Raw genomic sequence first — 12,654 nt, forward strand, 5'->3', positions numbered from 1 at the left:
TTTTTTAGATGAAACTTCCTTCATTGCTGCCAGAAGATTTGGCTTACGCAGGCGCGGCAAAAAGTGCTCGCGAACTGTACGAGCTTTTGCAAAAAGATTACGCTGATTATTCCCGTTTTTTTGTATCCGCTTCCGATGATGAAACCTGGTGTACTCAGCACAGCGCTTTTATGCGACTGTCGCTTCAATGGTTCACCGTTCAATTTTTTAAAGATAAGCTCCAGGTCGATCTTGCAAAAAAAGTTGGCCACGCAATCCGCACACATAGCCGCCTCATGGATGAATGGCTTCCTCGTAATCTTTCTATACGGATGAATCATGAGTCGCTTCCCATTAACAGTCTTTTATGGGGGACGAGCAGTGAGTGGCTGCGTCAAAAGATACGGAGCGACTGTCGTGATCAGCAATCGACAACGTTGGAATTTGAAGGTTTGACGGTTAGATTATTTGACTTGATGAATGCGTACATGTCTACAGGGGGGATCAGAGATCTTTGGTCGAAAACAGAAGAAGAGATCATTGGTGTTTTAGAGTTGGCAACTCGTTGGCACCTGAAAGATTTGTCTGAATATGCACAAAAAGGATTCGTTAAATATTTGGATGAATTTAATGTTGTTAATTGGCTGATTAGATCTCAACAGAGTCAGTGGGAGTGCTTACGCAGCGCAGCTATTGAGTATGTCAATAAAAGGGAGTTGGGAGTCAGAATTGAAGATCGCAGTATTGACGAATTTTCGTTTGAGTTTTTAGATTTCGGCAAAAAGGCACTGGAATTTTTTGAAACAGTCCGACACATGGTCACTAAGCTTGTATGCGGACATCATTTAATCGAAGAAGTCATGTTTAGCGAAGTTGTCAATCGGTGCCCCTCATTAAACGTATTGAGTGTCTCGGAATCTGAAAATTTTTCAGATAGGCTGCTTGATCTTCCACATGATTTAAAAGGACTCGATTTATCGAAGTGCGCTTGGTTAACACACCAAAAATTGCGGCAAATTTTGGAAGGCAATCCATCGATTTCCACTCTTTCTCTTTCAGCAAACATACAGCTAAATTACACTGCTTGGGGCCTTCTAAAGCTTCTCAAAGGACTTTTAAAATTAGACCTTTCATCTTGCCACCAGATAAATGATCATGATCTGAAAGTGATTTTGCAGGCCGGAAAGGAATTAACCCACTTGAATTTGGCTCGATGTGTTAACCTATCCGATCTTTCATTTTTTGAAATTCCCAAAATCACCAAGCAATTGATGGAATTAAATCTATCTGAATGCCGTATTTATGATGCCGGTTTGATCGATATCTTGAGTAAGTGTCGAAAAATGACCCATTTAATCGTCCGAAAATGTTCAACCTTATCGGATCGGGGAGTGTTGGAGGGGATAAGAAATGCACCAAATCTTCAGACAATCGACTTGTCCGGATGTGGATTTTCAAACGCTTCCATTCGAATCATCCAAGAAGCTCGTCCTTATCTTTTTTTGAATGTTTGAAAAATATTTTCGCAGTTTTTATGTCTTCTGATATTTGCTGCTTAAGTTGCTTGAGAGAAGAAAATTTGACCTCGGTGCGGAGAAAATGCAGTGGTATGAGTTCGACAGTCTTTCCAAGAAGGTTTAAAATACCGTCTAACATAAAGACTTCAAAAGTTGGCAGTCGGGTATTTTTCAAAGTGGGAGCAACTCCTAAATTGGCAACTCCGGGCAGAGTGGCTTGATCGCATTTTAAATGGACTGCATAGACTCCAAATGGAGGAAGGCAGAGGTTGGCAACATCGAGATTAGCTGTAGGAAAGCCGATTTGAGTGCCGATTTGTTCACCTTTAATAACAGTTGATAAGATAGAGTACGGTCTTTCCAAAAGCTTGCTGGCTTCGGTGAAATTGCCGTTTTTTACAGCAATGCGGATGTTGCTGCTAGAGACGGTGATGCCATTGATATCAACGCAGTCGATATAATCAGTTGTGAAGCCGAAGATTTTGGCTTGTTGTTGAATTGCCTCTTGATCTCCTTGGCGATTGTTGCCGAATCGTGCATCATATCCTAGTACCAAATGGGAGAAAGGGATAAATTTTCTGATCGATTGAATAAAAGTTTCTGCCGACTGTTTTGAAAACTCAAGAGAGAAGGGGATTTGGATGAGAAAATCAACAGATAGCTTTTCAAGAAGTTGCTTTTTGTGTAAGGGAGTGCAGATAGGTAGTACAGGAGTGCGATTGGGAAGAACTTCAGAAGGGTGGTTGCTAAAAGTCAGAACGACGCTTTTTCCACCGATTAACCGTGCATAGGAGACAGATTGTTCTATGACGCGGTGATGTCCACGATGGACGCCGTCGAAATTCCCAATGGTTAGCACAACAGGAACATCAAGTGGCTTAAAATCTTCTATTTTTTGATAGATACCGATCATGATTCAAAATTTTTGAGCATAGTTCATTTACATCTAAATCGGGAGCATCCAGTTGTTTCCCGTCAAAGCAGTCGGCTAAAGTTAGTGATCCGCTACGCGTTCTCGTCAGAGTCGCAAGGTGTGCGCCACATCCAAGAGATTGCCCAAGATCATGGGCAATTGACCGGATATAAGTCCCTTTGCTGCAAGTCACGCGTATGTCAAGATATGGATATTCGTAGGCGATGAGGTCGGTTTGCACGTGAAGTTTTACGGGTTTGCGTTCAATGACCTCCCCCTGCCTGGCAAGTTTATAGAGTTTTTGGCCGTTGATTTTTTTTGCCGAGTACATCGGGGGAATTTGCTCAATCACTCCTTGGAAGTGCGAAAGGGCGGAAGAAATCTCTTCTATAGAGGGAATGAGAGAATGCGTCTGTAGTTTGACACCATCTGAGTCATATGTATCGGTAACGATACCCAAGTGAACGCGTCCGACATATTCTTTTTCCTGTCCCATCAAATGATCGGAAAATTTTGTATAATTTCTCCCGATCAACATGACCATCACTCCGGTTGCAAAGGGGTCTAAGGTTCCCGCATGTCCAATTTTTTTGACACCAAGAAGTCTTCTCAGCTTTCGAACAAGGGTGAAAGCTGTTATGCCTACGGGTTTATTGATGGGTAGAATTCCTTCAGAAGAGGGTGTCGTCTGCAGCTTTAGGAGGGATTCTTGAGTCTTGCTCTTCATGAATTTCTTGTAGGAGTTCTTCAATTCTCATCACCTTGTCAACGGTATCGTCGATGATAAATCGGAGAGCAGGAAAAAATCTCATGACGACCTTTTTTGAGGCGTTAATTCCAATAAATCCCGATGCCGTTGTCAAAGCTTTGAGAGTTTTCTGTTTGGTATCTTCGTCACCGATGATGCTAATATAGACTTTAGCATGACGGAGATCTTTTGAGATGTCGACACGAGTCACAGAAACAAATTCTCCAACTTCTGGATTGTCGACATCTTTCCGAATCACTTCAGAGATCACTTCCTTGAGTAAAGAGTTAAGGCGGTCTATACGTTGTTTTGTCATAGCTCTTGGGTAATATAGATAATTTCGTATGCTTCTAGGATGTCACCAACCTCAATATCAAGGTTGCCATTAATTACGATTCCACATTCAAGACCTTTTTGCACTTCCCTAACATCATCTTGGACACGTTTAATCGAACTGATGCCTCCTTTCCAAATGACCTCGCCATTCCTAACAACACGCATGTGGTGATTGCGGTGGATGGTTCCTTCTATAACCAGGCATCCTGCAATTTTCCCAAGTTGGGAAGCCTTAAAAACTGCTCGGATTTCCGCTTTCCCTTTTTCTACCTCTTCAGCGACTTTATCAAGAAGACCTGCCATCAAATTTTTAACTTCATCCACAGCGTGATAGATGATATCATGCAGGAAAACATGGATGCCGTGTTGCTTCAATAACGGATCTGCGTGGCTTTCAACTTGAGTGTGGAAGCCGATAATAATGGCATTTGATGCTGCAGCAAGCAGAACGTCGGATTCAGAAATCTCACCTACGCCAGTTGCGATGATATCAATTTCGGCCTTATCGGAATCAATCTTGAGAAGAGCCGTTTTTAAAGCCTCCATTGAGCCTTGGACATCTGCGCGTAAGATCACCCTAAGGATCTTTTTAGTGCGGTCGGAAGCTTCTTGGAAAAGATTATCAAGAGAAGCCGCTTTTGTTTGCTGCAGATAAAGCTGTCTTTTATCAAGCTGTCTAGCCTCAGCAATTTGCCGAGCTTCTTTTTCTTCTGAAACGACAATAAATTCATCTCCCGCTTCAGGGATTCCAGAAAGTCCTGTAATTTCTACAGGAGTGGAAGGGGAGGCAGTCTGAAGTTGTTTGCCAAGTTCGTTGCGCATCGTTTTGACACGTCCATAGTTTTCACCGAAAACAAGAGCATCTCCAAGTTTGAGAGTTCCGTTTTGGACGAGAATTGTTGCACATGCTCCCATTCCCTTATGCAATTCTGACTCAATCACAGTTCCCCGAGCACGTTTCTTGGGATTTGCCTTAAGTTCCAATACTTCGGCTTGCAAAGCAAGCATTTCCAGCAGCTCGTTGATTCCTTCGCCAGTGACAGCCGAACAGTTGACGGTAATCGTTGAACCTCCCCAAGATTCCGGGAGGAGTTCACGGTCGGCAAGCTGTCGATAAACTTTCTCTTGATCAAAGTTGGGTTTATCACATTTATTGATAGCAACAACGATACTGACTCCAGCAGCTTTTGCATGGTTGATCGCTTCTTCTGTCTGCGCCCGCATCCCTTCATCGCCTGCAATGACAAGAACAACAATATCTGTCACATCGGCACCGCGCGCGCGCATGGCTGAAAAGGCTTCGTGGCCCGGAGTGTCAAGAATCGCAATGTTTCCTACCTTCGTCTGACACAGGAAGGCTCCGACGTGCTGAGTGATCGCTCCAGCTTCGCTTGTGGCAATGTTAGAATTGCGTATATAGTCGATGATGCTTGTTTTACCGTGGTCGACATGCCCCATGAAAGTCACCACCGGAGCTCGTGTTTCCAAATCTTCTGGAGCCGACTCAGCAATCTCTTCTTTGATTGTCTTATCGGTGATTCTTATTCTTTCTTCCTCGGATGTGTCTACGGTGATTGTGCAATCAAATTCCTCTCCGAGTAGCTGCACTGTCGTCTCATCATCTAAAACGTCATTGATTGTCACTGCAACGCCTTGGAGAAAAAGCTTTTGAATCAATTGGGAAGCCTTTAACTTCATTTCTTGAGCAAGGTCTTTGATTGTGATCGGGAGCCTTATCGTCAATTTGGAAGGGCGTATCGTCATGTCTTCGGAAGGCCCTAATTGCTGCTTATGGCTTCTCTTTTTTCGCCATCTTGAGTCTTCATCAGATGTGCGTAAGCCCTGGCGGTCTCTTGCATCAAATTTACCCATTTGCTGTTTTCTATTCGGATTTACATCCTTATACTCGCGGAAACGCGTGGCTTTCCCTGGCACTTTCTTAGATGAGGATCCTGATTCTTTCTCAACTTGCTGAGGTCGCGGCTGTTGCTGTTCTGCTTTTTTATGTTCTTTCTTTTCTACTTTTTTTGGAGGAGCTTTAGGAGGCAGAATGTCATTGATGTGCCTTCCTGTCGGACCTAGCTGATCAGTTTTTTTCGGAGGTGCGGGAACAGGCTCTTTCTTTGGTTCAGAGGGTGCTTTTTCTGGTCTTTGAGATTTTTCTACAGAAGCCTCAAGAACTTTTATCGGTTCTTCAACCTCTGGAACTGCTTCGTCTTTAACAACAGTTTTTTCTGGCAAGGGAGCAGGCTCTTCGATCTGTTCAGGTGTTTCGGCAAATACGGATTTTGACCTGGCTTTTCGCTTGGGCACTTCTTCGAGAACTTCGCTCTCCGCAGCCTTCTTTGGCTTCTCTTGAGCTGGCTGTTTGGCTGCTTCTTTTTTCTTCACAGAAGAAGCTTTGGAAATTTTAACTTCTTCCTCTTCTTTAGTGTCCGCCTTTTTTGCAGCAAGCTTCTCCTTAACTTTTCCAAGGTTAATTGCCTGTGCAATCTGGGTATTTTTAATGTTTATCTTGAGATCTTTTTTTACCAAGCTTTAAAGCCTCTGTTTTCTTACTTGTTCTAAAATATGATCGGCCATCTCAAGGCTAATGCTAGCTGCATTTGACAGCTGCTCCGGAGATGCCAATAGTAAAGTGCGCGGTGTGTTGAAACCTTCTGCGACCAAATGTTCAAAGACGAGTTTATTAACGCCTTCTATTCCTGTTAGAGGATGATCTAGCGTAGGATCATCGGATTCTGCTAATTCAGTGCGCTGAATTGCCATTGTCTTATTGTAATCAGTCATCCGTTGAACTTCTAGCTCGTATCCGATTAATCTGCTGTTTAAACGGGCATTCATCCCTTTTTTCCCGATCACTGCCGCATAATCGTCATCATCGATGACAATCGAAATGACACGGTCGTCTTCGCTGATGCTGATTTTTCTAATTTCAATAGGAGAAAGGGCATTCTGCAGCAGCTCTATCGGATCATCAGAGTAAGGAATAATATCGATTTTTTCGCTATTGAGTTCTCTTACTACATTTTTGACCCGGTTGCCCCGCATTCCGACGCACGCTCCGACAGGATCGACCTTTTGGTCAGTGGCACGTACGGTTAATTTTGTGCGATACCCCGCTTCCCGTTCGATTTTATCGATGACGACAATCCCTTCAACGATTTCAGGCACTTCTTGAATCATCAATTGTCTAACGAATTCAGGGCTGCTACGAGATAAAATCACTTCTGCACCACCAGAATCCGTATCGTTCACTTCCATTAATAAAGCTAAAACGCGGTCGCCGATTTTATATTTTTCGGTCTTGGGATATTGCCGCATAGGCATTAATGCCTCGACCTTTCCTAAATCGACGACCAAGTTTGCACCTTTCACGAATCTTTTGACCGTGCCGGAGACCACCTCGTTGACGCGATGGCGATATTCTTCATAGATCACATCCCTCTCGGCACTGCGCAGCTTCTGCGAAATGATTTGACGCGCTTTTTGCGCAGCAATTCTCCCAAAATCCTTAGGGGTTGCCAGGATGTCGATAAATTGACCGATTTCACAATCGGGATCAATCTCTCTGGCTTCCTCAAGCAAAATCTCTTGAGCAGGAACTTCCACTTCGTCAACAATTTCTTTTTCGCTGAAGACATTAATATTGCCGGTTTTGGGATCAATTTGAACAGTAACATTCGATGCACCGCTAACACTTTTGCGTGCAGCAGCCTGAAGCGACTCTTCAATCGCGTGTATGACGATCTCCCTTTGAATCCCTTTTTCTTTTTCGAGGTATTCAAAAATGGCAACCAGATCTTTATTCATGTTTTATGCCTTATGCTCTATTTACCGGATAGGTTTCTAATATGTGCTTTACCTAATCTCGCATATCAGATTCGTTGCTTACAACGACATCGTCTCTGCTGCTCTGTGTTTTATCAAACATATGCTCTTTGATTGAAAGGGAGATTTTCTTGTGTTCAGGATCCACTTTCATGACTTTAGCTGTGACATCAGCACCAACACTCACAACATCTTCCACTTTCCCAAATGCTTCATCGGAAAGTTCTGTGACATGAATCAATCCTTCGAGTCCGTTGTCAAGCTCAACAAATGCTCCATATGCCGTGATTTTTGAGACAGTGCCTTTGACGATACTATCGATTGGCATCGTTTCCTTAATGTCTTCCCAAGGATTTGATCCTAACTGCTTCACGCCAAGAGTAATTTTTTTACTCTCTTTATCCACAGACAAGATTACTGCATCGACCATATCCCCTTTCTTCAAAATTTCAGAAGGGTGGGACACTTTCTTGATCCAACTCAAGTCAGAAATGTGGATGAGTCCTTCAACGCCAGGCTCTAGTTCAACGAATGCTCCATAGTTTGTCAAGCTTTTCACTTCAACTTTGACGTTTTTATCCACAGGATATTTTTCTTCAACTTCATCCCAAGGATTCCTTTCCGTTTGTTTAATTCCCAAAGAGATTTTTCCTTCGTCTCTTTGTACGGATAAGACAATAGCTTCGACCTCGTCGCCTTTATTGACAACTTCGCTCGGATCAGTGACGTTTTTTACCCAAGACATTTCAGAAACGTGGATCAACCCTTCGATGCCATCTTCGATTTCGATGAAAGCTCCATAAGAAAGAAGATTGACGATTTTTCCTTTGACTCGAGTTCCGGGAGGATATTTTTGTTCGATCTCATCCCAAGGATTGGACTCTTTCTGCTTTAGTCCCAAAGCAACACGTCCTTTATCCCTGTCGACAGAGAGGATCATCACTTCCAGCTTGTCGCCGATTTTGACCATTTCCGACGGGTGGCGGATGCGCTTCCAGGTCATATCGGTGATGTGAAGAAGTCCATCAATGCCGTCCAGATCGAGGAAAACTCCGAAATCTGTGATGTTTTTGACGATCCCTTCTCGGATATCGCCTTCGCTGATTGTTGCCAGAAGCTCCGCTTTTTTGGAAATCCTTTCAGCTTCCAAAAGTTCTCTTCTGGAAACGACGACATTTTTGCGATCGATGTTGATCTTGAGAATCTTAAATTCGTAAGTTTGTCCGATGTACTCGTCGAGATTCTTGATCCGCTTGTTGTCGAGTTGAGATCCGGGAAGGAACGCTTCCATTCCAATATCAACCATGAGCCCGCCTTTGACTTTGCGGATCACCTTTCCTTTAACGATGGAGCCTTCCTCACAGTGTTCAAGGATGAATTCCCATTTACGGAGCTTTTCCGCTTTCTCTCTGGAAAGAATGATTTGACCGTTGGAGTCTTCTGCTTCATCAAGAAACACTTCGATTTCGTTGCCTAAGATGATTTGCGAAGGGTCGGAAAACTCTTCCATTGGAACAAGGCCTTCGGATTTTAACCCTACATCAACAACAACAAATTCTTTGGAGATTTCAACAATTTTTCCTTTGAGAATTGAGCCTGGCTTCATCGGCTGGTTTTCATCTGTCGAAGCGTCGGTCGATGTCTGCATGAGCTGTTGAAAGGTTTTTGCGTCTTCTTCTTTGTATTGGACATCATCAAGGATGTTCGCATCATCCCAGCTGTGTTCTTGTTTGTTGGACATTTAGGGTTTACTCCTGATTTTTTAACTGATGCAACAAGTGTATCAAACGCCTAAGAAAAAAAGCAATAGCTATTAAAGGTAGATTTATACGGATAGGTTTAACCCCTGATTGCGTCCTAATCCCTGTACAAACATCTGATAGCTGAGCGTCATCTTTTTCATTTTGCTCCTCGGGAATGCAGGAACATTTCCTTCGTCACAAACTAAAAAATCTGCCGCCCATCTACAGCGTTTGTCCGGGGATTAGGTCGCAATCAGGGGGTTAAGAATCGGTTTCGGTATAGATCACTTTTGAGGTTGCTGTTTCACTTAAGCCTATCGCATGCAAACCCGGAATCTGACGATCGAGGTGGCGGTAGATCCAACGGGCGATAAATTCTGAGGTGGGGGAGTCGGTTTCAAGGGTATCATTCAACCATTTGTGGTCAAAATAAGTGTTGATCATCGGTTTGACGATATCTGAGATGTGATGAAAATCGATCACCATATTTTTCTTGGGGCCGTCGTCAATTAAAGTGCCGCTTTTCACTTGTATTTCTAGAACGTAGGAGTGGCCATGCGGATGTTTGCAAGCGCCATCATGGTGAGCGAGTTGATGCCCTGCTTCAAATCTAAATGTTTTGATGATGGTAAACAAATTCGAGCTCTTGAAGTTAATTCGAAATAGGTAGGATAATATAACACATGACAAGTTATCATTCCAAGCACAAGAGTCGGTTGTGAGTACGTTGATCATGAAGTTTGGAGGTGCTTCGGTCGCCACGCCAAAACACTTCTCTAGAATTGCCGACATTATTCTCCAAAGGAAGCAGGAGTATGAAAGGATTGTGACTGTTGTTTCTGCAATGGGCAACACAACTGACGAGTTGATCTCATTGGCTAAGCAGGTTCATCCAAATCCGCCTCGAAGAGAGTATGACATGCTTGTCACTGTCGGAGAAAGGATCAGCATCTCCTTGCTTGCAATGGCCCTTTCGCTAAAAGAACAGGAAGCAGTGAGTTTTACAGGAAGTCAATCAGGCATCATTACAACTGATGACCACACAGAAGCGCGGATCATCGATGTGCGTCCTTATAGGCTGATCCCGTGTCTGCAAGAGGAAAAAGTTGTGATTGTCGCAGGGTTTCAGGGAGTGAGCATGAATAAGGAAATCACAACGCTTGGCAGGGGAGGATCTGATACGACCGCTGTGGCTTTAGGAATTGCTCTGGAAGCGGAGTGTGTTGAATTTTATAAGGACGTTGCCGGCATTTTTGAAAGGGATCCGAAAAAATTTCCTGAAAGTACGTGTTATTCTTGTTTGACTTATGCTCAATCGAGAAAAATTATTGATTCCGGAGCCAAAGTGCTTTCCATTCGTTGTCTTGACCTGGCCGAGAAAAATGGGATTCCTCTTTGGGTGCGTTCGTTTGATGATGATTCCGATGATCAAGGAACTAGAATTTTTGACCGGAACCTTGTGCTTCCTGTTCAACCGATCTATGAGTACACTTGTCAGAATATGAGAGAAACTGGCAGAATCTCCAATTGTGTATGAACCTATCCATGAAGTTGCTGATTGGTTCATAAGGCGTTTTTTTCTTTATTAATAAGAGTCGAATGATCATGAATAAAGAGCCGGATTTCCCTCTTATTAGCACGGAGCTGGATCTCACATCGGAAAACCATAATCATCTCTATTATTCCAGTCTTGTACCTAGGACGCTGAAGCAGATCCTTCCTTCAGAATTTATTCAATTTTACGGCAGTCATCCGGATGAGAAGGAGAAGCTTTTCAAACATTTTCAATCTTTGCTTCCTTTCACGTATTGGAAACCGACAAATTCCACGCCTACCAACATGTCTTGTTATTTAATCTGCTGCTATAGGCCAAACGCGTTTAAATTTTTTTTTGAAATGATCAGTCGTTGGCTGATACCTGGAAAAAGGCTTAATGTGCTGGCAATGTATGCTTCCGACTTTACGATTCCGGAATTTAGCGAACAAGTTTATACAATGTGCGAAATGGTGATCAGAATTGAGAATGCCGAAGAGATGGAAGCTGTTAAGCGCAACCTGCCTATTATCGAGTCGGAAGTGCGTTTAGGAGTGGTTTCCAGCTACTATGCACGCCGGATTCTTGAAGTTAAAGGGCTTTCAAACGACGAGAAAACGGCGATGATTCAAGAGTGCATCGCATGGGCAACCGCCAGATGGCCTCACAATTTTTCCTTTGATGTCTTTACGGAAATGCAGCATGTATTGGTGATGTGCCGAGACGATTTTAAGCTGCGGCGCAGTGTCAGGCATTTGAGCAGGTTAATTGGCATTCAATATTTATTCAGGAAAGATCTGAGACAGAAAATAAGAAAGCATCCAGGAAAAAGGCATCTGAATTTGAAATTTTTTCAGACAACTTTGCTCTTGAGCGATTCGGAAAAAAAGGTGCTTGGAGTTCTTCTGGCTGTCAACTTCTTACGGGATAAGGAGGTGTTTGAAGAGACTCATTTGATCAAAGCGATTCAAAATTATATTCCTGAAGCGGTCATGATAGAAAATTCTTCGTTTTTCAACCGCAGGGGGGCTGAGCCGATATGTACATTGTATTTGGAAGTGGAAAAACAAGATGGGAAGCTGTTTACGGCAAGCGAAGTGACCACATTGAGAAATAATCTCCCCAAAGAATTAGGGGAAAGAGTCGAACATCTGATTCAGCCTGTATTCATGCCGCGCAATGAAGAAGAGATTATGCGCAATATTTTGACTTTAGGAAATCAAATTAAATATTTACGAGATATTCCGCAGGTCTTTATTACCTTCGATGAACAGACACACCATCATCTGTGCTTTAACGTCATTATTGTCAGAGTTCTTAAGGAGGGCGATTCTTTAATAGAAGAGAGTTTTAAAAATTCAAGCTCCCGATTGGAATACATTCATGATCGAACAAAAACGATTGGCTTTCTTAGAAAAAAGTATCCAAAAGAAGCAACAGTTTGTCGGTTGAGGCTGCCTAAAGAAGAATTTTTGAGAAGAGATCATTCAATTGACCTTTACAAGGCGAGGGAAGCTGTCTTTGCGGAAGTCTCGAATGCCCTTGGAGAGGTTAGAGATTATAATGGAGGGATGATTTCGAAGCAAAATGAGTTGTTGGCTAGTGTAAGAAAATTGCTGCAAGGAATCGTTAATTACAACGATCTTCTTCTGGAGGATTTCTTTTATTCTCTCAATCCTGTCATTATGAGAACAGTATTGGAGCCTGAAGCGTTGAAAACTCTTTTTGTCATGCTTCTTGAGTCGATCTCCGATGGTTTCTTTAACGAAGAAAGCTACGCGATGAAGGTGCGTGCCGAGCCTCATTTCGTGTATGTAATGATTACTGCAGAGCATGTAGAATTAGAAGAGTTGATTAGTGAAGAGCTCGCTTTGCTAGATTTTTCCCCTTCGAGCTTGGCTATGACTCAGGTCAATGTTTATGACATTCTGTATCTTGGGTACATTTTCCGTTCAGACGATCCTCAAAAGCAGAGGAAATTTTGCATATCGATCCAGCATGCAATCGAAAAGCTGGAGCATCAAAGATAAAACCCGCTGAGTTTCAGCGGGCTT

10 protein-coding genes are annotated in these 12,654 nt (G+C 43.0%); 3 read left to right on the forward strand and 7 right to left on the reverse strand.

Going from position 1 to position 12,654, the window contains the following annotated elements; translation table 11 throughout:
- Nucleotides 1-8 precede the first annotated feature (8 nt).
- A complete protein-coding gene (locus tag WCW_RS04135; RefSeq protein WP_013181934.1) occupies nt 9-1,493 on the forward strand; it encodes a leucine-rich repeat domain-containing protein in 1,485 nt (494 codons plus the stop codon).
- On the opposite strand, the gene WCW_RS04140 is transcribed toward WCW_RS04135, so the two are convergent.
- From WCW_RS04140 to queD, 7 genes are all read right to left on the reverse strand, one after another.
- On the reverse strand, nt 1,453-2,409 hold the full coding sequence (locus WCW_RS04140; RefSeq protein ID WP_013181935.1) for a bifunctional riboflavin kinase/FAD synthetase: 957 nt from the start codon (nt 2,407-2,409) through the stop codon (nt 1,453-1,455). The two genes, WCW_RS04135 and WCW_RS04140, sit on opposite strands and share 41 nt — an antisense overlap.
- Nucleotides 2,375-3,136, reverse strand: a complete 762-nt coding sequence (gene truB, locus WCW_RS04145) for a tRNA pseudouridine(55) synthase TruB (RefSeq protein ID WP_013181936.1) — start codon at nt 3,134-3,136, stop codon at nt 2,375-2,377. The genes WCW_RS04140 and truB overlap by 35 nt, the downstream gene beginning before the upstream one ends.
- On the reverse strand, nt 3,081-3,473 hold the full coding sequence (rbfA, locus tag WCW_RS04150; protein ID WP_013181937.1) for a 30S ribosome-binding factor RbfA: 393 nt from the start codon (nt 3,471-3,473) through the stop codon (nt 3,081-3,083). Before rbfA ends, truB begins: the two co-directional genes overlap by 56 nt.
- Entirely contained in the window at nt 3,470-6,028 is a 2,559-nt protein-coding gene (gene infB / locus WCW_RS04155; protein ID WP_013181938.1) for a translation initiation factor IF-2, read from the reverse strand. Before infB ends, rbfA begins: the two co-directional genes overlap by 4 nt.
- A 3-nt stretch (nt 6,029-6,031) precedes the next feature.
- Nucleotides 6,032-7,306: a transcription termination factor NusA gene (nusA, locus tag WCW_RS04160; RefSeq protein WP_013181939.1), complete on the reverse strand. Its 1,275-nt coding sequence runs from the start codon at nt 7,304-7,306 to the stop codon at nt 6,032-6,034.
- Between the two features lie 52 nt (nt 7,307-7,358).
- Nucleotides 7,359-9,065: a 30S ribosomal protein S1 gene (rpsA, locus tag WCW_RS04165; protein WP_013181940.1), complete on the reverse strand. Its 1,707-nt coding sequence runs from the start codon at nt 9,063-9,065 to the stop codon at nt 7,359-7,361.
- A gap of 262 nt (nt 9,066-9,327) precedes the next feature.
- Nucleotides 9,328-9,702 carry a 6-carboxytetrahydropterin synthase QueD gene (queD, locus tag WCW_RS04170; protein ID WP_049767114.1) on the reverse strand — a complete coding sequence of 125 codons (375 nt, stop codon included), beginning with the start codon at nt 9,700-9,702 and terminating at the stop codon, nt 9,328-9,330.
- Nucleotides 9,703-9,784: 82 nt separating this feature from the next.
- Between queD and WCW_RS04175 the strand changes: the two genes are divergently transcribed.
- Nucleotides 9,785-10,603: an amino acid kinase family protein gene (locus tag WCW_RS04175; protein ID WP_227738831.1), complete on the forward strand. Its 819-nt coding sequence runs from the start codon at nt 9,785-9,787 to the stop codon at nt 10,601-10,603.
- Nucleotides 10,604-10,671: 68 nt separating this feature from the next.
- Nucleotides 10,672-12,630: a hypothetical protein gene (locus WCW_RS04180; RefSeq protein WP_143876350.1), complete on the forward strand. Its 1,959-nt coding sequence runs from the start codon at nt 10,672-10,674 to the stop codon at nt 12,628-12,630.
- Nucleotides 12,631-12,654: the final 24 nt, after the last annotated feature.

It is taken from the genome of Waddlia chondrophila WSU 86-1044, assembly GCF_000092785.1.
GTDB lineage: Bacteria > Chlamydiota > Chlamydiia > Chlamydiales > Waddliaceae > Waddlia > Waddlia chondrophila.

Coding starts and splice junctions, on each gene's coding strand:
- nusA (WP_013181939.1), bottom strand. CDS start 7,306: ATGAATAAAGATCTGGTTGCCATTTTTGAATACCTCGAAAAAGAAAAA.
- rpsA (WP_013181940.1), bottom strand. CDS start 9,065: ATGTCCAACAAACAAGAACACAGCTGGGATGATGCGAACATCCTTGAT.
- truB (WP_013181936.1), bottom strand. CDS start 3,136: ATGAAGAGCAAGACTCAAGAATCCCTCCTAAAGCTGCAGACGACACCC.
- rbfA (WP_013181937.1), bottom strand. CDS start 3,473: ATGACAAAACAACGTATAGACCGCCTTAACTCTTTACTCAAGGAAGTG.
- WCW_RS04135 (WP_013181934.1), top strand. CDS start 9: ATGAAACTTCCTTCATTGCTGCCAGAAGATTTGGCTTACGCAGGCGCG.
- WCW_RS04180 (WP_143876350.1), top strand. CDS start 10,672: ATGAATAAAGAGCCGGATTTCCCTCTTATTAGCACGGAGCTGGATCTC.
- WCW_RS04140 (WP_013181935.1), bottom strand. CDS start 2,409: ATGATCGGTATCTATCAAAAAATAGAAGATTTTAAGCCACTTGATGTT.